Annotated in this window: 18 protein-coding genes and 1 tRNA gene; 3 read left to right on the top strand and 16 right to left on the bottom strand. The window is 67.2% G+C overall.

What is annotated here, in order from left to right; translation table 11 throughout:
• Nucleotides 1–43: 43 nt before the first annotated feature.
• The 13 genes from ACX28W_RS16840 to ACX28W_RS16900 form a co-directional block, all read right to left on the bottom strand.
• Nucleotides 44–487: a hypothetical protein gene (locus ACX28W_RS16840; RefSeq protein ID WP_458999771.1), complete on the bottom strand. Its 444-nt coding sequence runs from the start codon at nucleotides 485–487 to the stop codon at nucleotides 44–46.
• 1 nt (nucleotide 488) lies between these two features.
• Entirely contained in the window at nucleotides 489–1,385 is an 897-nt protein-coding gene (locus ACX28W_RS16845) for a glycosyltransferase family 2 protein (RefSeq protein ID WP_458999772.1), read from the bottom strand.
• A gap of 341 nt (nucleotides 1,386–1,726) precedes the next feature.
• Nucleotides 1,727–5,626: a DNA-directed RNA polymerase subunit beta' gene (locus ACX28W_RS16850; RefSeq protein WP_458999773.1), complete on the bottom strand. Its 3,900-nt coding sequence runs from the start codon at nucleotides 5,624–5,626 to the stop codon at nucleotides 1,727–1,729.
• Nucleotides 5,627–5,720: 94 nt separating this feature from the next.
• Nucleotides 5,721–9,206, bottom strand: coding sequence for a DNA-directed RNA polymerase subunit beta (gene rpoB, locus ACX28W_RS16855; protein ID WP_362065395.1), 3,486 nt, complete (start codon nucleotides 9,204–9,206; stop codon nucleotides 5,721–5,723).
• A 763-nt stretch (nucleotides 9,207–9,969) separates the two neighbouring features.
• Nucleotides 9,970–10,353: a 50S ribosomal protein L7/L12 gene (gene rplL, locus ACX28W_RS16860; RefSeq protein WP_362065392.1), complete on the bottom strand. Its 384-nt coding sequence runs from the start codon at nucleotides 10,351–10,353 to the stop codon at nucleotides 9,970–9,972.
• A 114-nt stretch (nucleotides 10,354–10,467) separates the two neighbouring features.
• Nucleotides 10,468–10,998, bottom strand: coding sequence for a 50S ribosomal protein L10 (gene rplJ / locus ACX28W_RS16865; RefSeq protein WP_362065389.1), 531 nt, complete (start codon nucleotides 10,996–10,998; stop codon nucleotides 10,468–10,470).
• Between the two features lie 292 nt (nucleotides 10,999–11,290).
• On the bottom strand, nucleotides 11,291–12,139 hold the full coding sequence (locus ACX28W_RS16870) for a DUF1396 domain-containing protein (RefSeq protein ID WP_458999775.1): 849 nt from the start codon (nucleotides 12,137–12,139) through the stop codon (nucleotides 11,291–11,293).
• Nucleotides 12,140–12,309: 170 nt separating this feature from the next.
• Nucleotides 12,310–13,209, bottom strand: coding sequence for a hypothetical protein (locus ACX28W_RS16875; RefSeq protein ID WP_458999776.1), 900 nt, complete (start codon nucleotides 13,207–13,209; stop codon nucleotides 12,310–12,312).
• A 211-nt stretch (nucleotides 13,210–13,420) separates the two neighbouring features.
• On the bottom strand, nucleotides 13,421–14,146 hold the full coding sequence (gene rplA / locus ACX28W_RS16880; RefSeq protein WP_458999777.1) for a 50S ribosomal protein L1: 726 nt from the start codon (nucleotides 14,144–14,146) through the stop codon (nucleotides 13,421–13,423).
• Nucleotides 14,147–14,239: 93 nt separating this feature from the next.
• Nucleotides 14,240–14,674 (bottom strand): 50S ribosomal protein L11, encoded by a 435-nt coding sequence (rplK, locus tag ACX28W_RS16885; RefSeq protein WP_095853122.1) that lies wholly within the window; start codon nucleotides 14,672–14,674, stop codon nucleotides 14,240–14,242.
• A gap of 193 nt (nucleotides 14,675–14,867) precedes the next feature.
• A complete protein-coding gene (nusG, locus tag ACX28W_RS16890) occupies nucleotides 14,868–15,752 on the bottom strand; it encodes a transcription termination/antitermination protein NusG (protein WP_362065378.1) in 885 nt (294 codons plus the stop codon).
• A 77-nt stretch (nucleotides 15,753–15,829) separates the two neighbouring features.
• Nucleotides 15,830–16,111 carry a preprotein translocase subunit SecE gene (gene secE / locus ACX28W_RS16895; protein ID WP_362065376.1) on the bottom strand — a complete coding sequence of 94 codons (282 nt, stop codon included), beginning with the start codon at nucleotides 16,109–16,111 and terminating at the stop codon, nucleotides 15,830–15,832.
• A gap of 107 nt (nucleotides 16,112–16,218) precedes the next feature.
• Nucleotides 16,219–16,291: transfer RNA gene (locus ACX28W_RS16900), tRNA-Trp, on the bottom strand.
• Nucleotides 16,292–16,539: 248 nt separating this feature from the next.
• Between ACX28W_RS16900 and ACX28W_RS16905 the strand changes: the two genes are divergently transcribed.
• Together ACX28W_RS16905 and ACX28W_RS16910 are read left to right on the top strand one after the other, a co-directional pair.
• Nucleotides 16,540–17,766 carry a pyridoxal phosphate-dependent aminotransferase gene (locus ACX28W_RS16905; protein WP_458999778.1) on the top strand — a complete coding sequence of 409 codons (1,227 nt, stop codon included), beginning with the start codon at nucleotides 16,540–16,542 and terminating at the stop codon, nucleotides 17,764–17,766.
• A 173-nt stretch (nucleotides 17,767–17,939) separates the two neighbouring features.
• Nucleotides 17,940–18,980 carry an adenosine deaminase gene (locus ACX28W_RS16910; RefSeq protein WP_458999779.1) on the top strand — a complete coding sequence of 347 codons (1,041 nt, stop codon included), beginning with the start codon at nucleotides 17,940–17,942 and terminating at the stop codon, nucleotides 18,978–18,980.
• Between the two features lie 201 nt (nucleotides 18,981–19,181).
• Here ACX28W_RS16910 and ACX28W_RS16915 read toward each other — a convergent pair whose 3' ends face one another.
• Complete coding sequence (locus ACX28W_RS16915; RefSeq protein ID WP_458999912.1) at nucleotides 19,182–19,793, bottom strand: TetR/AcrR family transcriptional regulator; 612 nt, start codon at nucleotides 19,791–19,793, stop codon at nucleotides 19,182–19,184.
• A gap of 125 nt (nucleotides 19,794–19,918) precedes the next feature.
• On the opposite strand from ACX28W_RS16915, the gene ACX28W_RS16920 reads away from it, so the two are divergent.
• A complete protein-coding gene (locus ACX28W_RS16920) occupies nucleotides 19,919–20,551 on the top strand; it encodes an NAD(P)-dependent oxidoreductase (protein WP_458999780.1) in 633 nt (210 codons plus the stop codon).
• A gap of 51 nt (nucleotides 20,552–20,602) precedes the next feature.
• Here the strand turns inward: ACX28W_RS16920 and ACX28W_RS16925 are convergent, their stop codons facing one another.
• Together ACX28W_RS16925 and ACX28W_RS16930 are read right to left on the bottom strand one after the other, a co-directional pair.
• Nucleotides 20,603–21,736, bottom strand: a complete 1,134-nt coding sequence (locus ACX28W_RS16925; RefSeq protein WP_458999913.1) for a UDP-N-acetylmuramate dehydrogenase — start codon at nucleotides 21,734–21,736, stop codon at nucleotides 20,603–20,605.
• Nucleotides 21,737–21,912: 176 nt separating this feature from the next.
• Entirely contained in the window at nucleotides 21,913–23,355 is a 1,443-nt protein-coding gene (locus tag ACX28W_RS16930) for a DHA2 family efflux MFS transporter permease subunit (RefSeq protein WP_458999781.1), read from the bottom strand.
• Between the last annotated feature and the right edge of the window lie 28 nt (nucleotides 23,356–23,383).

Consider the following 23,383-nt stretch of genomic DNA (forward strand, 5'->3'; position numbering starts at 1 on the left):
GTGGGGGTGATTGCTCTATGGGGCGGGTGACCGGGCCGGTCGGTCACCGCAGGTGGACCTGGAGCCGCTGCGCGTGTCCGGGCAGCGACACCTTGATCAGGTCCGCGTCGCTCTTCTTCCCCTTGATGCGGAGCCGGACGTCGGTGGCGACCTGGGCACCCGGCTTCGTGGTGACCGTGACCGTGTTCGTGGCCAGCCGCTTGCCGTCGGGATCCTGGGCCGATGCCTTGATCTCGTGCCGGCCGCCCGTGTCGCCGTGCTCCGTGAGCGCCAGCGGTACGACCAGGTCATTGCCGTCGAACCACGGGTCCTTGGTGAAGTACAGCTCCATGTAGGACTGTTGACGCTCCGTGAAGGAGTCCCGCAGCACAGTCCGCATCTGGGGTACGGACCACGCGGCACCGGACACTCCGAGCACGGCGACGGCGGCGAGGAGCCCGCCCGCCAACTGCCGGACGGAGCCACGCCTACGCCGTGTTCCGCTCATTTCACGCCATCTCCAGGGGGGCCTCATCGGAGGTCCGCTGCGCCGGCATCGTCGGCAGCATGGCACCGGCGGAGGCGGGCAGCGCACCGGCGGCGGTGAGCTGCTCCACCAGGGCCGCGGCGCGCTGGGCGGCCTCGGCGGCCCGCTCGGCGGCGGCGTTGGCACGTGCCACCGCCGCCTGCGCGCCGGTGCGGGCCGGGCTGTTGCGGAGGCGGTTGTCCCGCAGCTTGTGCTCGAACAGCTGGCGCAGATTGGCGACACCGTCGGGCAGCGCGTTCAGCTTGACCTCGCCGCCCCGCACCCGGTACTCGATGGGAACCTCGAGGCAGCGGAAGCCCGCCCGGGTCGCGGAGTTCTTGATCTCCTGGGAGAAGGCCATGCCGGGCGACCTGACCTCGATGCCGTGCCACACATGACGCCGGAAGATCCACATTCCGGACTGGGAGTCACGCAGACCATTGCGGAACAGCACCCGACTGAGGGCGCTCAGCGCGTGGTTGGCGACCGTGTGGGACGGCTTCATGGCCTGCCGGTTCTCACGGCCCAGCCGGTTGGTGGTCATGAACTCCACGTCCCGCGCCAGCATCAGGTGCAGCAGGTGCGGCAACGCGTCGAACGGGTACGTGCAGTCGGCGTCGCCCGTGGCGATGACATCGCCGGTCGCCGCGTCGAAGCCCGCCTGGTACGCGTTGCCGTAGCCGCGGTTGGGCTGCGAGACGACCGTGGCGCCCAACGACCGTGCCACCTCGGCGGTGTCATCGGTGGACGCGTTGTCGACCACGATGATCTCGGTCGACCAGCCCGCTTCCTTCAGTTCGAGCGTCGGGATGGACTCAAGGACCGTAGGCAGATTTTCGGCCTCATTGAGCGCGGGTATGACAATGGACAGCGATCTCAAAGGAATGCCCCCCCTGGGCAGTCGCGCTGATGCTCATCAGCATCTGTGGAGGGTTCAGGGCCCCATTGCCCACACGGCGGCATCGCTGGCATGTGCCTCGACGGCACGAGCCCCCCTCGGTCCCGCCGGACCCTCGGACATCTATCCACACACTCGTACGAGAAATGGACTGATGTCCCATTCAAAGACTGAACGCACCTTAACTTGCCCTTACCCACCTCATGAGCAGTCGTGATCCACTTGTTACCGGCGTCACGCAGCGGCAACTTTCAGCCAACGCCGAAGGGCGGCCACCCCGTACGAAACGGGGTGACCGCCCTTCAGTACTTCAGACGTACGCCTTACTGGTTGTACGGACCGTAGTCGTAGTCCTCCAGCGGAACGGCCTGGCCGGAGCCCGTGCCGAACGGCGAGTAGTCGATGTCGTCGTAGCCGACGGCCGAGTACATCGCGGCCTTGGCCTCCTCGGTCGGCTCGACCCGGATGTTGCGGTAGCGGGACAGACCCGTACCGGCCGGGATGAGCTTACCGATGATGACGTTCTCCTTGAGGCCGATCAGGGAGTCGGACTTGGCGTTGATCGCCGCGTCCGTCAGAACCCTGGTCGTCTCCTGGAAGGACGCCGCCGACAGCCACGACTCGGTCGCCAGCGAGGCCTTGGTGATACCCATCAGCTGCGGACGGCCGGAGGCCGGGTGGCCGCCTTCCTGGACCACACGACGGTTCTCGGTCTCGAACTTCGAACGCTCGACCAGCTCGCCGGGCAGCAGCTCCGCGTCGCCCGACTCGATGATCGTCACCCGGCGCAGCATCTGCCGGATGATGATCTCGATGTGCTTGTCGTGGATCGACACACCCTGCGAGTTGTAGACCTTCTGGACCTCGCCGACCAGGTGGACCTGGACCGCGCGCTGACCGAGGATCCGCAGCACGTCGTGCGGGTTGGTGGCACCCACGGTGAGCTTCTGGCCCACCTCGACATGGTCGCCCTCGCCCACCAGCAGACGGGCACGCTTCGAGATCGGGAACGCCGTCTCGTCGCTGCCGTCGTCCGGGGTGACGACGAGCTTCTTGGTCTTCTCGGTCTCCTCGATCCGGATCCGGCCGGAGGCCTCCGAGATCGGGGCGACACCCTTCGGCGTACGAGCCTCGAAGAGCTCGACGACACGGGGCAGACCCTGGGTGATGTCGTCACCGGCCACACCACCGGTGTGGAAGGTACGCATCGTCAGCTGCGTACCGGGCTCACCGATGGACTGGGCGGCGATGATGCCGACCGCCTCACCGATGTCGACCAGCTTGCCGGTGGCCAGCGAACGGCCGTAGCACATGGCGCAGGTACCGACGGCGGACTCGCAGGTCAGGACCGAGCGGGTCTTGACCTCCTCGATGCCGTGCTTGACGAGCTCGTCGATGAGGACGTCGCCCAGGTCGGTGTTGGCCGGAGCCAGCACCCGCCCGTCGACGGTGATGTCCTCGGCCAGCGCACGTGCGTACACGCTGGTCTCGACGTTCTCCGCCTTGCGCAGCACACCGTCCGCGCCGCGCTCCGCGATGTGCAGCTTGAGGCCACGGTCGGTGCCGCAGTCCTCCTCGCGGATGATGACGTCCTGCGAGACGTCCACCAGACGACGGGTCAGGTAACCCGAGTCGGCGGTACGCAGGGCGGTGTCCGCCAGACCCTTACGGGCACCGTGCGTGGAGATGAAGTACTCCAGCACGGACAGACCCTCACGGAACGACGCCTTGATCGGACGCGGGATCGTCTCGTTCTTCGCGTTCGACACCAGACCACGCATACCGGCGATCTGACGCATCTGCATCATGTTTCCTCGGGCACCCGAGTCAACCATCATGAAGATGGGGTTCGTCTTCGGGAAGTTCGCGTTCATCGCCTCGGCAACCTCGTTGGTCGCCTTGGTCCAGATCGCGATGAGCTCCTGCGTGCGCTCGTCCTTGGTGATCAGACCGCGCTCGTACTGCTTCTGGACCTTCTCGTCCTGCGCCTCGTAGCCCTTGACGATCTCCTTCTTCGCCTCGGGAACGACGATGTCGGAGATGGCCACGGTGACGCCGGAGCGGGTCGCCCAGAAGAAGCCGGCCGCCTTCAGGTTGTCGAGCGTCGCCGCCACGATGACCTTGGGGTAGCGCTCGGCGAGGTCGTTGACGATCTCGGAGAGCTGCTTCTTGCCGACCTCGTAGTCGACGAACGGGTAGTCCTCGGGCAGCAGCTCGTTGAAGAGCGCGCGGCCCAGGGTCGTCCGCAGCCGGAAGGTGTCACCCTGCTGCCACTCCGGCTCGCCCTCCTCGCGCGCCGGCGGAGTCCAGCCACGCGGCGGGATGGTGCCCACCGGGAAGCGGATGTCCACGGGCGACTGCAGCGAGAGCTCGCCGGCGTCGAACGCCATGATCGCCTCGGCGACGGACGCGAAGGAGCGCTCCCCGCCCTTGACGTTGCGCAGCTCACCGTCGGTGGTCAGGAAGAACAGACCGAGGACCATGTCCTGGGTCGGCATCGTGACCGGGCGACCGTCGGCGGGCTTGAGGATGTTGTTCGAGGACAGCATCAGGATGCGGGCCTCGGCCTGCGCCTCCGCGGAGAGCGGCAGGTGCACGGCCATCTGGTCACCGTCGAAGTCCGCGTTGAACGCGGTGCAGACGAGCGGGTGGATCTGGATGGCCTTGCCCTCGACCAGCTGCGGCTCGAAGGCCTGGATGCCGAGGCGGTGCAGCGTGGGCGCACGGTTCAGCAGAACCGGGTGCTCCGCGATGACCTCTTCCAGGACGTCGTACACGACCGTGCGGCCGCGCTCGACCATCCGCTTGGCGCTCTTGATGTTCTGCGCGTGGTTCAGGTCGACCAGGCGCTTCATCACGAACGGCTTGAAGAGCTCCAGCGCCATGGCCTTGGGCAGACCACACTGGTGCAGCTTCAGCTGCGGACCGACGACGATCACGGAACGCGCGGAGTAGTCCACACGCTTACCGAGCAGGTTCTGACGGAAACGACCCTGCTTGCCCTTGAGCATGTCGCTCAGGGACTTCAGCGGGCGGTTACCCGGACCGGTGACCGGACGGCCACGACGGCCGTTGTCGAACAGCGCGTCAACAGCCTCCTGAAGCATGCGCTTCTCGTTGTTCACGATGATCTCGGGCGCACCGAGGTCGAGAAGTCGCTTCAGACGGTTGTTGCGGTTGATCACGCGGCGGTACAGGTCGTTCAGGTCGGAGGTCGCGAAGCGGCCACCGTCCAGCTGCACCATCGGACGCAGGTCCGGCGGGATGACCGGGACGCAGTCGAGGACCATGCCCTTGGGGCTGTTGGAGGTCTGCAGGAAGGCAGACACGACCTTCAGCCGCTTCAGCGCACGGGTCTTCTTCTGACCCTTGCCGGTACGGATGATCTCGCGAAGCCGCTCGGCCTCTTCATCCAGGTCGAAGGACTCCAGGCGCTTCTGCAGCGCCGCGGCACCCATCGAACCGTCGAAGTACGTGCCGAAGCGGTCACGCAGCTCGCGGTAGAGGAGCTCGTCGCCCTCGAGGTCCTGGACCTTGAGGTTCTTGAACCGGGTCCACACCTCGTCGAGACGGTCGATCTCGCGCTGCGCACGGTCACGCAGCTGCTTCATCTCACGCTCGGCACCTTCGCGCACCTTGCGGCGTACGTCGGCCTTGGCGCCCTCGGCCTCGAGCTCGGCCAGGTCGGTCTCGAGCTTCTTGGCGCGGGCCTCAAGGTCGGAGTCGCGACGGTTCTCGACCTGCTGACGCTCGACGGAGACGTGCGCCTCCAGCGAGGGCAGGTCGCGGGTGCGCCGCTCGTCGTCGACGTACGTGATCATGTACGCCGCGAAGTAGATGACCTTCTCGAGGTCCTTAGGGGCAAGGTCGAGCAGGTAGCCAAGGCGCGACGGAACGCCCTTGAAGTACCAGATGTGGGTGACAGGAGCGGCCAGCTCGATGTGGCCCATCCGCTCACGACGCACCTTGGCGCGAGTGACCTCGACGCCACAGCGCTCACAGATGATGCCCTTGAAGCGGACACGCTTGTACTTGCCGCAGTAGCACTCCCAGTCCCGGGTCGGACCGAAGATCTTCTCGCAGAAGAGTCCGTCCTTTTCGGGCTTGAGGGTGCGGTAGTTGATGGTCTCGGGCTTCTTGACCTCGCCGTGGCTCCACTGACGGATGTCGTCAGCGGTGGCCAGACCGATCCGGAGCTCATCGAAGAAGTTGACGTCGAGCACTATGCGTCAATCCCTCTCAGGGTTGTAAGTCTTAGGGGTCTGATACGGGGGTCCTGGGGCCGGCGGCCTTCTGGTGAAGGCCGCCGAACTCCCGTCAGACCTCTTCGACGCTGCTCGGCTCGCGCCGGGACAGGTCGATGCCGAGCTCCTCCGCTGCGCGGAAGACGTCCTCGTCGGTGTCACGCATTTCGATGGACATACCGTCGCTGGACAGCACCTCCACGTTGAGGCAGAGAGACTGCATCTCCTTGATGAGCACCTTGAAGGACTCGGGGATGCCGGGCTCGGGGATGTTCTCGCCCTTGACGATGGCCTCGTAGACCTTCACGCGGCCGGTGACGTCGTCGGACTTGATGGTCAGCAGCTCCTGGAGGGCGTACGCGGCGCCATAAGCCTCCAGCGCCCACACCTCCATCTCACCGAAGCGCTGGCCACCGAACTGGGCCTTACCACCCAGCGGCTGCTGGGTGATCATCGAGTACGGACCGGTCGAACGGGCGTGCAGCTTGTCGTCGACCAGGTGGTGCAGCTTCAGGATGTACATGTAGCCGACCGAGATCGGCTCCGGGAACGGCTCGCCGGAGCGGCCGTCGAACAGCGGCGCCTTACCGGTCGGGAGCACCATGCGCTCGCCGTCGCGGTTCGGAATCGTGTGCTGCAGCAGACCCGCGAGCTCGTCCTCACGCGCACCGTCGAAGACGGGGGTGGCGACGTTGGTGCCCGGGGCGACCTGGTCGGCCTCGATGGCCTGCAGGCGCTGCGCCCAGTCGTCCGCGAGGCCGGAGACGTCCCAGCCGCGGCTGGCGAGCCAGCCGAGGTGGATCTCCAGAACCTGTCCCGGGTTCATTCGGGACGGGACACCCAGCGGGTTGAGGATGATGTCGACCGGGGTGCCGTCCTCCAGGAACGGCATGTCCTCGATCGGCAGGATCTTCGAGATGACACCCTTGTTGCCGTGGCGGCCGGCGAGCTTGTCACCGTCCGTGATCTTGCGCTTCTGCGCCACGTAGACACGAACCAGCTGGTTCACGCCCGGCGGCAGCTCGTCGCCCTCTTCACGGTCGAAGACGCGGACGCCGATGACCTTGCCGATCTCACCGTGCGGCACCTTCAGCGAGGTGTCGCGCACCTCGCGCGCCTTCTCACCGAAGATCGCGCGGAGCAGGCGCTCCTCGGGGGTCAGCTCGGTCTCACCCTTGGGCGTGACCTTGCCGACCAGGATGTCGCCGGCGACGACCTCGGCACCGATGCGGATGATGCCGCGCTCGTCGAGGTCGGCGAGGACCTCCTCGGAGACGTTCGGGATGTCCCGGGTGATCTCCTCGGGGCCGAGCTTGGTGTCACGGGCGTCGACCTCGTGCTCCTCGATGTGGATCGAGGAGAGGACGTCGTCCTGCACGAGGCGCTGCGACAGGATGATCGCGTCCTCGTAGTTGTGACCCTCCCACGGCATGAACGCCACGAGCAGGTTCTTGCCGAGCGCCATCTCGCCGTTCTCGGTCGCCGGACCGTCGGCCAGAACCTGACCGGCGACGACCCGGGCGCCCTCGTCCACGACAACCTTCTGGTTGACGGAGGTGCCCTGGTTCGAGCGGGAGAACTTGTGCAGGCGGTACGTGGTGTACGTGCCGTCGTCGTTGGCGGTGGTGACGTAGTCCGCGGAGACCTCCTGGACCACACCGTCCTTCTCCGACTTCAGGACGTCACCGGCGTCGACCGCACAGCGGTACTCCATGCCGGTGCCGACCAGCGGCGCCTCGGACTTGATGAGCGGAACGGCCTGACGCATCATGTTCGCGCCCATGAGGGCACGGTTGGCGTCGTCGTGCTCCAGGAACGGGATCATCGCGGTCGCGACCGACACCATCTGGCGCGGCGAGACGTCCATGTAGTCGACGTCCTCACCGGGGACGTAGTCGACCTCTCCGCCACGACGGCGGACCAGGACGCGGGACTCCTCGAAGCGGAGCTCGTCCGTCAGCGGCGCGTTGGCCTGCGCGATGACGAATCGGTCCTCTTCGTCGGCCGTCAGGTAGTCGACCTCGTCGGTGACGACACCGCCGGTGACCTTGCGGTACGGGGTCTCGACGAAACCGAACGCGTTGACCCGGCCGTACGAGGCGAGCGAGCCGATCAGACCGATGTTCGGGCCTTCAGGGGTCTCGATCGGGCACATGCGACCGTAGTGCGACGGGTGCACGTCACGGACCTCGAAGCCGGCCCGCTCACGGGAGAGACCACCCGGGCCGAGCGCCGACAGACGGCGCTTGTGGGTGAGACCCGACAGCGGGTTGTTCTGGTCCATGAACTGCGACAGCTGGCTGGTGCCGAAGAACTCCTTGATGGAGGCGACGACCGGCCGGATGTTGATCAGGGTCTGCGGCGTGATCGCCTCGACGTCCTGAGTCGTCATGCGCTCGCGGACGACGCGCTCCATACGAGCCAGACCCGTGCGGACCTGGTTCTGGATGAGCTCGCCGACGTTGCGCAGACGACGGTTGCCGAAGTGGTCGATGTCGTCGGTCTCGACGACGATCGAGGTGCCGTTGTCGCCAACGGTCTCGGTCTCACCGGCGTGCAGCTTCACCAGGTACTTGATCGACGAGATGATGTCCTCGACGGTCAGGATCCCGGCGTCCAGCGGGGCTTCGCCGCCCAGCTTCTTGTTGACCTTGTAGCGGCCGACCTTGGCGAGGTCGTAGCGCTTCGGGTTGAAGTAGAGGTTCTCGAGCAGCGTCTGCGCGGCCTCACGGGTCGGGGGCTCGCCCGGACGCAGCTTGCGGTAGATGTCGAGCAGCGCGTCGTCCTGGCCCTGGGTGTGGTCCTTCTCCAGGGTGGCGCGCATGGACTCGTACTCGCCGAACTCCTCGAGGATCTGCTCGGTCGTCCAACCGAGAGCCTTCAGGAGAACGGTGACGGACTGCTTGCGCTTGCGGTCGATGCGGACACCGACCATGTCGCGCTTGTCGATCTCCATCTCCAGCCAGGCACCCCGGGACGGGATGACCTTCGCGGAGAAGATGTCCTTGTCGGACGTCTTGTCGATGGAGGAGTCGAAGTAGACACCCGGCGAGCGGACCAGCTGGGACACCACGACACGCTCGGTGCCGTTGATGACGAAGGTGCCCTTGTTGGTCATGAGCGGGAAGTCGCCCATGAAGACCGTCTGGGACTTGATCTCGCCGGTCTCGTTGTTGGTGAACTCGGCGGTGACGAAGAGCGGCGCCGAGTACGTGAAGTCGCGCTCCTTGCACTCGTCGATGGAGTTCTTCGGGGGCTCGAAGCGGTGGTCGCGGAACGTCAGGGACATCGACCCGGAGAAGTCCTCGATCGGGGAGATCTCCTCGAAGATCTCCTCCAGACCGGACTTCGTGGGGACATCCTGTCCGCTGTCCAGAGCCGCCTCGACACGAGCCTTCCACGCGGCGTTGCCGAGCAGCCAGTCGAAGCTCTCGGTTTGCAGCGCAAGAAGGTTCGGAACCTCGAGGGGCTCCTTGATCTTTGCAAAGGAGATGCGCAGCGGGGCGGTGCTGGCGCCGTTGTTCGTATTCGCGGTCGAGGCAGTGCGCGAGGCGGCCAAGAGGGGGTCCTTCCGAGGGCTCGGACTCACTACGCGCGTACCGGTCCCCAGCAGGGGCACAGAGACAGGTCGTTCCTGATTGGCCCAAGAAGGCCAGTTCAGGGATGTTCCAATCGTCGGTGCTCAAGCGAGGCATGCCCCTGGTGACGGGCAGGAGGCAGCTAACAGGCAGCGCAAAGGGTCAGTGTAGCCAGTAGGCCCACTGATGTCCAGTCCCGGTTTTTGAGACCCTCGTTGTTCTCAACACCTGCGGCAAGCCACGCCCTCAATGCACATCGATACTGCCCTCTTCGCCACCGATCCATGCCTCGGATCCGGATCGTTGTGACGACGCGTCCTGAGAATTGCGCGCTGCGTGCTGTTCGTCAAGGCCCCCCATGCCCAAAGCAAGTGCCGCGATCGTCACGTGCAACCTGTCTTGCAGCCCGTCTTGCAGCCCGTCACGGGCGCGGCCGGAGGCACAACGAAGATCACCATACTCGCCGCGACCGACAGCGCAAGACAGCCGCTACGGGGACCCCTGGAACGCCGAAGAGCGACCACCCAGTTGGGTGATCGCTCTTCAGTGCGTCAGCGTTACAGCGCTTCTGGCGTCCGCGTCACGGCGCTACGTGAGCGGCTGTGTACGGCGCCGCGTGAGCGGCTGCGTCGGCTCGCGTGAGTCCGTACTGGACCGTGAAGTCCGTACTGGACCACGAGGGGTTCCACGGACCGCTGAGAGTCCGTGAGAACCCACGAGAGTCCTTGCGGGACCCTCGAGGTGTTACTTGACCTCGACGGAGGCGCCGGCGCCCTTGAGGGACTCGGCAGCCTTCTCGGCGGCCTCCTTGGCGACCTTCTCGAGGACCGGCTTCGGAGCGCCGTCCACGAGGTCCTTGGCCTCCTTCAGGCCCAGCGAGGTCAGCTCACGCACGACCTTGATGACCTGGATCTTCTTGTCGCCGGCACCCGTGAGGATGACGTCGAACTCGTCCTGCTCGGCCTCGGCCTCAACGGCGGCGGCGGGACCGGCGGGGCCGGCAACGGCGACCGCGGCGGCGGCGGTGACGTCGAACTTCTCCTCGAACGCCTTCACGAACTCGGAGAGCTCGATGAGGGTCATGTCCTCGAACTGCGCGAGCAGGTCTTCCTGGCTGAGCTTCGCCATGATGGGCGATCCTTCCACTTGTTCGGCTGGTGCCGGATGTACTGGTGAGGCGGGCGTACTTTCGGCCCGCTACGACCGTTCGCCTAGGCGGCGGCGGTCAATGCGCGAGCCGAATTACTCGGCACCGCCCTGCTCGGCCTGCTTGGCACGGAGCGCGTCCACGGTGCGGACGAGCTTCGAGGGAAGCGCCTGGAAGAGCGAAGCAGCCTGAGACTGCTTGCCCTTGAAGGCACCCGCCAGCTTGCTGAGCAGAACCTCGCGGGACTCGAGGTCCGCAAGCTTCTTGATCTCGTCGGCGGACAGCGCCTTGCCGTCAAGGACACCGCCCTTGATGACGAGGTTGGGGTTGTCCTTGGCGAAGTCACGAAGACCCTTCGCCGACACCACCGGGTCACCGGTGATGAAGGCGACCGCCGTCGGACCGTTGAACAGGTCGTCGAGCGTAGAGATCCCGGCCTCGTTGGCCGCAATCTTGGTCAGCGTGTTCTTCACCACGGCGTACTGGGCGTCTTCACCGAGCGAACGACGCAGCGTCTTGAGCTGCGCCACAGTGAGACCCCGGTACTCGGTCAGCACAGCGGCGTTCGAGCTGCGGAACTGGTCCGCGAGCTCGGCTACCGCGGCAGCCTTGTCGGGCCTTGCCATAGAGCGTCGGCCTCCTTCCGGGTGATGAGGACCGCTCAGAAGGGGCTGAGGAAAACGAAACGCCCCGGCGCAGGCGCACGGGGCGTAGCTCTACCGAAATATTCGCGAGCTTCACAAGCGAATTCCGGGAGCACATCCACAGTCACCTACGCGGGTCGTCCGCAGTGTCAGCGGATCCTTCGGTCACCCTGCCCTCTTGCGAGCGCAAGGCAACGACCAGCGGTCTTTGGCTTCTGGAGAACAGTACGTGAAGGGGTCGCTGTCAAGCAAATCCGCTCGGCAGCGCCCCGGCTCAGCCCTGCTGGGCTTCCTTCATCATCTCGGCGAGGTCGACCGTGTCCTTGGCGGGCGGGGCCTTGACCGTCACCGGCTGGTTGAAGTCGAGGAAGGTCATGGTCACGTCGAACTTGCCCTTGTCGGCGTCCGCGCGCATCCGGAACTGCTTGGTGTGGTCGTCCTCGTCGATCCACATGTCCATCGTGAGCTTGTCGGCGCCCATGTCCTCGTACTGCTTGAGGCTCTTCTCGCGCTTCTCCCGCGTCGCCTTGTCCTCGCTCTTGAGGTCGGCGCGCAGGTCGTCGAGAGCGACCGTCCCCTTGTAGTGGGTGGTCTGGACACCGTCGACCTTCTCGGTGCCGACCTTCTTCACGTCCTTGGAGCCGGTCAGGAAGGTGGACTCCTGGGTCGGGTCCTGGTTGGCCTGGTCCGAGAGCCCGCCGGCGCCGAGACCCGCGGAGGCGTCCTCGGTCATCGCGGAGACGTCGAACTTCATCCAGCTCTTGCCGTCCATCTCCTTGGCGGCGGCCGCGCCTCCGCCCATGTACATCGCGCCGTCGACGAGCCGAATCTCGACCTTGCCGTCGGCGCCCTGGTCGAGGGCCGTCATCTTCATGCTCATGGCCAGCGGCTTCATGGCCATCGACGCCTCGGCCTCGACACGGCCCGACTCCGGGACCGTGCCGGCCATCCGGTAGCTGAGGGACGTGATGTCCTCAGTGTTCTTCGCCGCCTTCGCGACGGCCGCGGCGGGCGTCATGTTCGGCGAGTCGTCCGCACTCTTCGAACAGGCGACCACACCTCCGCCCAGTGCCAGCGCGGCGAGCGCGACCCCCGTCGTCCCACGCCGCACAGAACCACGCACGGAACCACTCACAGAAACCTTCAAGATCCCCCCCAGGGAACAGATGAGCTATGCACAGACATTCGTGAGCCTAGCCCAGGGGGGTTCGAGTGGTCTCCCGAATTCTTTGGAGTCCCTTGGGTTCTTCGGGATCCCTTGGGTTCCCTGGGTTCTTTGGGGCCTCGGAAGCCTCAGCTGGTGGCGCCCTGCGACTTCAACAGGTCCTTGAAGTCGGCGGTGTCGCTCGCCGGAGGCTCCACGGCGGGGACCTTCACGCCGTAGTTGCTGTAGTACGCCGTCGAGGACATCGTGCCGCTGGACAGTTCGCCCTTCTCGACCTTCTTGACGAGCAGGTCGTCGTCGTTGACCCAGATGTCGACCTGCTCCGTGCTGACGCCGGCCTGGGTGAGCTGCTCCTTCAGGTCGGCGAGCTGGCTCTCGGTGAGGTTGGAGTTCTTGGTCGCCATGTCCGCGACGTTCACCGTGCCCGAGTAGTGCGTGGTGTTCTCGCCACGCACCGTCTCCTCGCCGACCTTCTTCACGTCGCCGGAGGCCAGCAGGAGCTTCACCGACTGGTTCGGCGTGGTGTTCTGCATCTGGTCCTTGAGATATGCGCCGGAGCTGCCGCCGAGCTCCGCCAGGTCGTCGTACGCGTACTTGATCCAGTGCTTGCCGCCCGCCTGCTCGGCGAACGTGTCGCCCATCTTCGCGTAGTAGGCGTCGGGCAGATAACGGGCCTGCATGGACGTGCTGCCCGTCTTGCGCATCGTCTCAGCCAGCGTGCCGCCGGTGTACGTGATGGTCATGGTGCCGGTGAGGCCGTCGGCCCAGCCCATGACGCCGTCCGCCTCCATGGACATCAGGGTGCCCATGGTCGTCGTGGACTCGACCTCGGCGGAGTCGGCGCCCTCGGTGGACTTCTCGACGGAGCGCAGGGCGGCTATCGGGCTGAACTGGGTCGTGCCCTTACGGGCCGTCTTGTCGTCGCCGCCGGAGCTCCCGGAGGAGTCCGACGAGCAGGCGGACACTCCCGTCAGCGCGCTCACCAGCACGATCGACAGGGTCACGCGGCGCACGGTCGTGCTCTTCATTCGTCCCACCCCTATGCGAATCCTGAGGGCTGCACGCTAGCGCAGCCCACTGACACACGTATCCGGATTTTGTGTCCCGGAATCCCCCGGCGGCGGCCCCTGAAGGTCTCCGGAAACATCTCCGGAAATGGGGACGGGCCCCGCACCTCGAAAGGTTGCGGGGCCCGTGCCAAGAACGCGTATGCGACGCGGCCTGCGGTGAGCGGGAGGCTCAGACGGCGGCCGGGTCCTCCTCGACGAGGAGGTTGCGGGTGCGGTTCGGGTCGATCGGAACGCCGGGGCCGATCGTGGTGCTGATCGCGGCCTTCTTGATGTAGCGACCCTTGGCGGCCGACGGCTTCAGACGAAGGATCTCGTCCAGCGCGGCGCCGTAGTTCTCCACCAGCTTGGTCTCGTCGAACGAGGTCTTGCCGATGATGAAGTGCAGGTTCGAGTGCTTGTCGACGCGGAACTCGATCTTGCCGCCCTTGATCTCGGTCACGGCCTTGGCCACGTCCGGGGTCACGGTGCCGGTCTTCGGGTTCGGCATCAGACCACGCGGGCCGAGGACGCGGCCGAGGCGGCCGACCTTGCCCATGAGGTCCGGGGTGGCGACGACGGCGTCGAAGTCCAGACGGCCCTTCGACACCTCGTCGATGAGCTCGTCGGAGCCGACGATGTCGGCGCCCGCGGCGAGTGCGGCCTCGGCACGGTCACCGGTCGCGAAGACCAGGACCCGGGCGGTCTTACCGGTGCCGTGCGGGAGGTTCACGGTGCCACGGACCATCTGGTCGGCCTTGCGCGGGTCGACACCCAGACGGAAGGCGACCTCGACGGTGCCGTCGAACTTCGAGGTGGAGGTCTCCTTGGCGAGACGGACGGCCTCGAGCGGGGCGTAGAGCTTCTCCCGGTCGATCTTGGCGTCCGCAGCGCGGAGAGACTTGCTGCGCTTGCTCACTACTGCTCCTGTGTGTTCTGAGGAGTCGTGGTACGGACCGAGCAGGCCCTGCCACGTGCGGCCGAAGCCGCATGGTTCCTACGAAGGTGGGTGTCAGCCCTCGACCGTGATGCCCATGGAACGGGCGGTGCCGGCGATGATCTTCGACGCGGCGTCCAGGTCGTTGGCGTTGAGGTCGGGCATCTTGGTGGTGGCGATCTCGCGGACCTGCGCCTGGGTGATCTTGGCGACCTTGGTCTTGTGCGGCTCGCCGGAGCCCTTTTCGACACCCGCGGCCTTGAGGATCATCTTGGCGGCCGGCGGCGTCTTGGTGACGAAGGTGAAGGAGCGGTCTTCGTAGACCGTGATCTCCACCGGGATGACCCAACCGCGCTGCGACTCGGTCGCGGCGTTGTAGGCCTTGCAGAACTCCATGATGTTGACGCCGTGCTGGCCCAGCGCGGGGCCGACCGGCGGAGCCGGGTTGGCGGCGCCGGCCTGGATCTGGAGCTTGATAAGCCCCGTGACCTTCTTCTTCTTGGGAGGCATTCCGGGTCCTCTTTCGTTTTCGCCTTCCTACGTCCGAGTTGCCCCAGACGGCTGCCTTCACCCGAACCAATGATCCGGATGGAGGCATACCGCACAACGATAACGGGTATCCCTGCGCGGCCAAAAACCGAGCAGGTCAGACCGGCTGCGAGAGCCTGCCTGACCTGTTCGGAAGACTTACGTCCAGAAGGTGCTAGTTCTTCTGGATCTGGTCGAAGGACAGCTCGACCGGCGTCTCGCGGCCGAAGATCTCCACCAGGCCCTTGACCTTCTTGGAGTCGGCGTTGATCTCGTTGATGGTCGCCTGCAGCGTGGCGAACGGACCGTCGGTGACGGTGACCGAGTCGCCGACCTCGAAGTCCAGCACCTGGACCTCGACCTTGCGCTGCGGAGCGGGCTTGCCCTCGGCCTCGGCGGCCTCACGGGCGGCCTTCTCCTCGGCCTCCGGGGCGAGCATCTTGACGATCTCGTCCAGGGTCAGCGGGTACGGGTCGTAGGCGTTGCCCACGAAGCCGGTGACGCCGGGGGTGTTGCGGACGACGCCCCAGGACTCGTTCGTCAGGTCCATGCGGACCAGGACGTAGCCCGGGAGCTTGTTCTGCTTGATCGTCTTGCGCTCGCCGTTCTTGATCTGCGCGACCTCTTCCTGCGGCACCTCGGCCTGGAAGATGAAGTCCTCGACGTTCAGCGAGACAGCGCGCTGTTCGAGGTTGGTCTTCACGCGGTTCTCGTAACCGGCGTAGGTGTGGATGACGTACCACTCGCCGGGGAGCGTGCGCAGCTCCTCGCGCAGGGCGGTGACGGGGTCGACGGGCTCGGCCTCTTCTTCGGCCTCCGCCTCGTCGGCGTCCTCGGCCTCGACGTCCTCGACGGCGAGGGCCTCTTCGGAGACGTCCTCGTCCTCGACGTCCTCACCGGACTCGTCCTCGACGTGCAGGGCCGCTTCCTCGGCGGGCTCGCCGGCGGCAGCGTCGGCAGCCTCGACCTCGTCCTCGACGTCCGCGCCCTCGACGATGTCGAGCTCGTCGTCAACGGACTCGACCGACTCGATGGCGTCGTTCAGGTTCGGGTCAGACACGGTGGCTGCTTCTTCCTGGATACATGGGGGTGGAACACGCGAAAGGGGCGCCGGTGACGGCGCCCTTCGCTCTTGGCTCAGCCAAAGACGTACTTGGCGGCGTGGTCGAGTCCATAGTCAATCACGGTGACCAGACCGATCATGATGACGACGAAGACAATCACCACTGTGGTGTACGTCGTCAACTGGTTGCGAGTCGGCCAGACGACCTTGCGGAGTTCCGCGACGATCTGGCGGTAGAAGGTGGCAAGGCGCTTCAGCGGGCCCTTCTTGGCACGCTTACCGCCCTTACGGGCCTTCTTATTGGACTCGGGCGCCTCGGCATCAGGCATGTCGATGGAGCCCACGGCGTCCGTCACTCGTCCTCACCTGATTCCGGGTCGTGGCCGTGCCGCGCCCGGTTGAGCCGCACGGCGGTGCATTGCAGTACGTACATGCGCACACTTCCTGGCGAAGGAGTGTGTAGCAGGGCCGGAGGGACTTGAACCCCCAACCGCTGGTTTTGGAGACCAGTGCTCTACCAATTGAGCTACGACCCTTTGATTTCCCCCAACGTACCGCATCCATCCGAGTGCTTGGTGTGCACCGGCTGAGTGCGGCCCGTGAGGGCCAACGAGGTGAGAGTGTACGTGGTCCGGGGCCGGTCGTCGAACAGAAAGTGTCCGTACGGGCTTTGTCCGCCGAAGATCGACCGGCGGGAGGTCGCGATCCGGACGGTTGTTCTCTTGTTGTTCAGTCTGTGAAACCCGCGTGCCGGGGGAGTTTCCAGTCTGAAACGATGGGCCCCATGAGCGCTGCAATCCCTCCCACCGCGCGCCGGGTCTCCGCCCGAGTCGGCGCGATCTCCGAGTCCGCCACCCTCGCCGTGGACGCCAAGGCCAAGGCCCTCAAGGCCGCTGGGCGTCCGGTGATCGGCTTCGGCGCCGGTGAGCCCGACTTCCCGACCCCGGACTACATCGTCGACGCCGCCATCGAGGCGTGCAAGAACCCGAAGTACCACCGCTACACCCCGGCCGGTGGCCTTCCCGAGCTGAAGGCCGCGATCGCCGCGAAGACCCTGCGCGACTCCGGCTACGAGGTGGAGGCCGCCCAGGTCCTGGTCACCAACGGCGGCAAGCAGGCCATCTACGAGGCCTTCGCCGCGATCCTCGACCCGGGCGACGAGGTCATCGTCCCGGCGCCGTACTGGACGACGTACCCGGAGTCGATCCGCCTCGCCGGCGGTGTCCCCGTGGACGTCGTCGCCGACGAGACCACCGGCTACCGCGTCTCGGTCGAGCAGCTGGAGGCCGCCCGCACCGAGAACACCAAGGTGCTGCTCTTCGTCTCCCCGTCCAACCCGACGGGCGCGGTCTACACCCGCGAGCAGATCGAGGAGATCGGCCGCTGGGCCGCCGAGAAGGGCCTGTGGGTCCTGACGGACGAGATCTACGAGCACCTGGTCTACGGCGACGCCGAATTCCACTCCCTGCCGGTGGTCGTGCCCGAGCTGGCCGACAAGTGCATCGTCGTCAACGGCGTCGCCAAGACGTACGCGATGACCGGCTGGCGGGTGGGCTGGGTCATCGGCCCGAAGGACGTCGTCAAGGCCGCGACCAACCTCCAGTCGCACGCCACGTCGAACGTGTCCAACGTCGCCCAGGTGGCCGCGCTCGCCGCTGTCTCCGGCGACCTGACGGCCGTCGCGAAGATGCGCGAGGCCTTCGACCGCCGCCGCAAGACGATCGTGCGGATGCTCAACGAGATCGACGGCGTGCTCTGCCCCGAGCCCGAGGGCGCCTTCTACGCGTACCCCTCGGTCAAGGCCCTCATCGGCAAGGAGATCCGGGGCAAGCGCCCCCAGGACACGGTCGAGCTGGCCGCGCTCATCCTGGAGGAGGCCGAGGTCGCGGTGGTCCCGGGCGAGGCCTTCGGCACGCCGGGGTACCTGCGCCTGTCGTACGCCCTGGGTGACGAGGATCTCGTCGAGGGCGTCAGCCGGATCCAGAAGCTGCTGGCCGAGGCGCAGGACTGACGTTGTCGTACGTCCCAGGGGTACGCCCCTGAGGGCGCCGATCTCCTTTTCGTGCTCCACGCGCGTGTGCGGGCCGTTTCCCTTCGGGGAGGCGGCCCGCTTCTTCGTGCGAGCAAGGCCACTAACGGGGAAAGCGCTACCGGAACGGCGGGAACGTACGGCAGGATCCTGGAATGGAGCGCGTACGTGATCTCTCTGAACTGCCGAAAGCCCATCTGCACCTGCACTTCACCGGTTCGATGCGGCCGACGACGCTGCTGGAGCTGGCCGACAAGTACGGCGTCCGGCTGCCCGAAGCGCTGACCGACGCGCTGACCAGCGGGGAGCCGCCGAAGCTGCGGGCGACCGACGAGCGCGGCTGGTTCCGCTTCCAGCGGCTGTACGACGCGGCGCGCTCGTGCCTGAGAGCGCCCGAGGACATCCGGCGCCTGGTGCGCGAGGCCGCCGAGGAGGACCTGAGGGACGGCTCCGGCTGGCTGGAGATCCAGGTCGACCCGACGTCGTACGCGCCGCGCCTGGGCGGGCTCATCCCGGCGCTGGAAGTCATCCTGGACGCGGTGGACTCGGCCGTGCGGGAGACCGGGCTCGGCATGCGGGTCCTGGTGGCCGCGAATCGCATGAAGCACCCGCTGGACGCGCGCACCCTGGCCCGGCTCGCCGTGCGCTACGCGGACCGGGGCATCGTCGGCTTCGGCCTCTCGAACGACGAACGGCGCGGTATGGCGCGGGACTTCGACCGGGCCTTCGCGATCGCGCGTGAGGGCGGGCTGCTGGCCGCTCCGCACGGCGGCGAGCTGACCGGCCCGGCGTCGGTCCGCGACTGCCTGGACGATCTGCACGCCTCGCGGATCGGGCACGGCGTGCGCGCAGCCGAGGACCCGCGGCTCATGAAGCGCCTAGCGGACCGCGGGATCACCTGCGAGGTGTGCCCGGCGTCGAACGTCGCCCTGGGGGTGTACGAGAAGCCGGAGGACGTCCCCTTGCGCACGCTTTTCGAGGCCGGGGTCCCGCTGGCCCTCGGCGCCGACGACCCGCTGCTGTTCGGCTCCCGGCTCGCCGCCCAGTACGAGTTCGCGCGCCGCCACCACGGCTTCACGGACGCCGAACTGGCCGAGCTGGCCCGCCAGTCGGTACGGGCCTCGGCGGCGACGCCGGACGTCAAGAAGAAGCTGCTGTCCGGGGTCGACGACTGGCTGGCGGACCCGGTGGCCTGACGTGGCGGTGGGCCGGGTACGCCTGGAAGCCGATGTCCGGTTCGGTGCGGCGGACGCCGTGCAGGAGCGTCCTGGCGTGGGCGGCACAGGCCCGGTGAACGGCGGGCCAGGACGAGCGGCTGCACCACCCGGTACGCGCGTGGGCCTGAACTCGGTCCCTCTCAGCTGCACACGGGGTGCCTCATGGCCCCGGCGTGACCGTCACGAGGGCTCGTCGGCAACGGAGATCCCGCCCAGCAGGGTGCGCGCGATCGACGTGGCGAACTCGTCGACGGGCGGCGGCTTGCCCTGCTCCGTGGAGTCGTAGGCGAAAGCGCGCTGGGCACAGGCGCCCAGCAGGAGCGAGGCGGCGGCGTAGGTGTCTACACCGGCTCGGACCCGGCCCGCGCCCTGTTCGGCGCGGAGATAGGCGTCCAGGCCCCGGATGGGCATGTGCGGGCCCCTGCCCATGGAGCGCATCGACTCCTCGTGGCGGCGCTTGAGCTGGGTTTCCGCGTACAAGGAGGCGGCGATCGGAAAACTCTGCTCATAGAAGAGGGCCGCCTGGCGCGCGATCTCGGTGAGGTTCTCCAGAAGAGTGCCCCGGCCGGGCTCGGCCGCGAGACTGGCCAGGAGCGGGGCCAGCTGCGGCAGGCGCTCCTTGAGCACGCTGACGAACAGCTCCTCCTTGCTCGGGAAGTACTTGTAGAGCGCCGCCTCGGAGCAGCCCGCCGCCCTGGCGATCTCCTTGGTCGTGGCGCGGGCGAGGCCGACGGTGAGCATGAGCTCGTGCGCCGCGTCGAGGATGCGGATCCGGGCCGGTTTCTGCTGCATGGGACCCAAGGATTCCATGGCGGCTCCATTCAAGCTTGACGGGTGGGTGAGTACTTACTCACCCTAGGAGTGAACAAGGGTGAGTGAATACTCACCCACCTCGATCCCGCCAAGGAGAGCACGCCATGAAACTCACCGTCTTGGGTGCCACAGGAGGCATCGGCCAGGAGATCGTCCGCCAGTCGCTGGACTCCGGCCACCAGGTCACGGCCGTCGTACGGGATCCGGCGCGGCTGACCGTCACGGGTCCGGGCCTGGAGGTGTTCCGCGCGGACCTCACGGACCCGGAGGCGCTGCGCCCCGCGGTGGCGGGCCGGGACGCGGTCCTCTCCGGGCTCGGCGCCCGCAGCCGCAAGGAAGCCGGGGTGGCGACCCGGCTGACCCGTACGGTGCTGGGCGCCATGGAGGCGGAAGGGGCGCGGCGGCTGATCGTGGTGAGCGCGGCTCCGGTCGGCCCGGCCGCCCAGGGCGACGCGTTCGTCGACCGCGCCGCGCGAGGCCTGATCTCGGTGCTCCTGAAGGACGTCTACGCCGACCTGAAGGAGATGGAGGACGAGCTGGCCCGCAGCACGACGGACTGGACGGCCGTCCGCCCACCCCGGCTGTTGAACAGGCCGCTGACCGGCCAGTACCGCACGGTCGTCGGCAGTTCCCCACTCAAGGGCCGGACGATCGCACGCGCCGATGTGGCGCACGCGATGCTGGCGATGATCGACGACCGGGGGACGGTCAAGCAGGGCGTGGGAGTCGCCTACTAGAGGACTCCTACTAGAAGACTCCTACTAGAAGCTCCTGCCAGAGGGCTCCTACTAGAGCTCCACTCCCACGGTCACCGGCTCGTTGACCAGCGTGATCCCGAAGGCTTCGCGCACGCCGACGACGACCTCGCGGGCCAGCGCGAGCAGGTCCTCGGTGGTTGCCTGGCCCCGGTTGGTGAGGGCCAGCGTGTGCTTGGTGGAGATCCGGGCGGGCCCGCCGCCGTAGCCCTTGGTGAAGCCCGACTTGTCGATCAACCAGGCCGCGGAGGTCTTGGTGTGGCCTTCGCCCGCCCGGTAAGCGGGCGGCACGACCTCGGTCCCGAGCCGCTCCGCCACGCGCGCGTGGAACGCGGCGAACTCCTCGTCCGTGAGGATCGGATTGGTGAAGAACGACCCCGCCGACCAGGTGTCGTGGTCCTCGGGGTCGAGCACCATGCCTTTCCCGGAACGCAGTTTCAGGACGGTCTCGCGGGCGGCGGCGAGCGGCACCCGGTCCCCCGGCTCGACGCCGAGAGCTCGGGCCGTCTCGGCGTACTTGATCGGCGCCGACAGCCCCTCCGCGTCCTCCAGCTCGAAACGGACACGCAGTACGACATGGCGCTCGGGGTCGCCCTTGAAACGGCTGTGGCGGTACGAGAAGGCGCAGTCGGCGTTCGTCAACGTGACCGTCTCGCGCGTCTCGCGGTCGTACGCGATCACTTCGGTGATGGTCGACGCCACTTCCTGGCCGTACGCGCCCACGTTCTGGATCGGGGTCGCGCCCGCGGACCCGGGGATACCGGCCAGGCACTCGATGCCGGCCAGCCCGGCCTCCACGGTGCGGGCGACGGCGTCGGTCCACACCTCGCCCGCGGCCAGCTCCAGCCTCGTGCCGTCGAGCGCGAAGCCTCTCGTCGCGATGCGCAGGGCGGTCCCGGCGAAGCCCTTGTCGCCGATGACCAGGTTGGATCCGCCGCCGATGAGCAGCAGTGGCGTACCGGTGTCATCGGCCTCGCGAACGGCGGCGATCACCTCGGCGTCGGTCGTGGCGGTGATCAGCCGGGTCGCGGGACCCCCTAGCCGGAAGGTGGTCAGCGGGGCGAGCGGGGCGTCGTGGAGTTCCTGCACGGGCTCAAGAGTACGAGAACGGCCCCGCCTGTCATGGCGGGGCCGTTGCTGCGTGGCTCGCGAGGGTGTCGAATCCAGAGTTTGCTTTCCGGACTCACGACGGGTGCCGGGGTTTGCTTTCTGGACCCTTCACGCGTCCCGGGTCTGACTTCCGAACCCTCCACCCTTCACCTGAGTTTGACCTCCGAACCCTCCACCCCCGCCTGAGTGGGGCTTCCGAACTAACTTCTACCACCTAGGTTTGACTTCCGAACTCACTGCGCGGCACTCTCCAGAGCCCGCTCCGGCATCGCCGAGGCGACGGAGTCCATCCGTGTCGCGCGCCGCGCGGTCGGAATGAGCAGCGCCGCGATTCCCGCGACGGCGACCACCGCGGCCCCCACCATCAGCGCGGGCCGTATCCCGTCCACGAAGGTCTGCGCGGACTCGTAACCGCCCTGCGCGGAGAAGATCGAGGACATCACCGCGATACCGAGCGCGCCGCCCACCTCGCGCAGGGCGTTGTTGGCGCCGGAGGCAAGGCCCTGCTCCTGCGGCCTGACGCTGGACATGACCAGATGGGAGGCCGGGGCGAAGAAGAGGGACATCCCGAGGCCGCTGATGATCAGGGCGGGCAACTGGGCGGCGTACGAGACGTCGTCGGCGACGACGACGGCGTAGTAGGCGAGCCCCGACGCCTGCAGAAAGAGCCCGGTGGCGACGACCGGACGCCCACCGATGCGGTCGGAGAGATAGCCGGCGATCGGCGCGACGAGCATCGGCATCCCCGTCCAGGGCAGCATCCGCAGGCCCGCCTCGGTGGGCGAGTAGCCGAGGACGCCCTGCATGTACTGGCTGAGCAGGAAGATGGAGCCGAACATCCCGAGGAACATCAACAGGCTCGCGGCATTGATCCCGGAGAAGGCGCGGGAGCGGAAGAGCCGCATCGGCAGCATGGGGGACTTCGCACGGCTGCCGTGGAGGACGAAGCCGGTGAGCAGCGCGGCGCCCGCGAACAGGCCGGTCAGGACAATGGGGCTGGTCCAACCCTCGGCAGGCCCGCGGACCAGGCCGTACACGATCCCGAAAAGACCGCCGCTCGCGAGCAGCGTGCCGGGGATGTCGAGCCGGGTACCGGCGCCGTGGGACTCGGCCAGGCGCAGTCGGGCGAGCGGCAGCAGGGCGAGGCCCAGCGGCACGTTCAGCCAGAAGATCCAGTGCCAGGACACGTGTTCGGTGAGGCTGCCGCCGATGAGTGGCCCGGAGGCGACCGCGAGTCCGTTCACGGCGCCCCAGATCCCGTACGCCATGCCGCGCCTGGCAGCCGGCACCGCGGCCGTCAGCAGGGTCAGTGTCAGCGGCATCATGATCGCCGCGCCGACACCCTGGACCGCGCGGGCGGCGATCAGCGAGTCGATGCCGGGCGCCATGGCCGCGGCCGCGGACGCACCGGTGAAGACCGAGAGCCCGACGAGGAAGAGCCTGCGGCGGCCGAACCGGTCGCCGAGCGCCGCGCCTAACATCAGCAGCACGGCGAAGGTGAGCGTGTACGCGCTTACGGTCCACTCCAGGTCGTGCAGCGCGCCTCCGAGGTCCTCGCGGATGGAGGGCAGGGCGGTGGTGACGACAAGGTTGTCGAGGGCCGCCATGAATCCGGCAATGCTGGTGATGACGAGGGCCCATCCTGCTCCCCCACGACGTGCTGTCTGATGAGACATCGCTCCCCCAAGGAGTCATTCACTCCGA

It is taken from the genome of Streptomyces sp. SD15, from assembly GCF_054462255.1.

What these genes read in the sequence shown, in the direction of transcription:
- ACX28W_RS16840 (WP_458999771.1), bottom strand. Translation starts at nt 487, where the DNA reads ATGAGCGGAACACGGCGTAGGCGTGGCTCCGTCCGGCAGTTGGCGGGC.
- rplL (WP_362065392.1), bottom strand. Translation starts at nt 10,353, where the DNA reads ATGGCGAAGCTCAGCCAGGAAGACCTGCTCGCGCAGTTCGAGGACATG.
- rplJ (WP_362065389.1), bottom strand. Translation starts at nt 10,998, where the DNA reads ATGGCAAGGCCCGACAAGGCTGCCGCGGTAGCCGAGCTCGCGGACCAG.
- ACX28W_RS16875 (WP_458999776.1), bottom strand. Translation starts at nt 13,209, where the DNA reads ATGAAGAGCACGACCGTGCGCCGCGTGACCCTGTCGATCGTGCTGGTG.
- rplK (WP_095853122.1), bottom strand. Translation starts at nt 14,674, where the DNA reads ATGCCTCCCAAGAAGAAGAAGGTCACGGGGCTTATCAAGCTCCAGATC.
- ACX28W_RS16905 (WP_458999778.1), top strand. Translation starts at nt 16,540, where the DNA reads ATGAGCGCTGCAATCCCTCCCACCGCGCGCCGGGTCTCCGCCCGAGTC.
- ACX28W_RS16910 (WP_458999779.1), top strand. Translation starts at nt 17,940, where the DNA reads ATGGAGCGCGTACGTGATCTCTCTGAACTGCCGAAAGCCCATCTGCAC.
- ACX28W_RS16915 (WP_458999912.1), bottom strand. Translation starts at nt 19,793, where the DNA reads ATGCAGCAGAAACCGGCCCGGATCCGCATCCTCGACGCGGCGCACGAG.
- ACX28W_RS16920 (WP_458999780.1), top strand. Translation starts at nt 19,919, where the DNA reads ATGAAACTCACCGTCTTGGGTGCCACAGGAGGCATCGGCCAGGAGATC.
- ACX28W_RS16930 (WP_458999781.1), bottom strand. Translation starts at nt 23,355, where the DNA reads ATGTCTCATCAGACAGCACGTCGTGGGGGAGCAGGATGGGCCCTCGTC.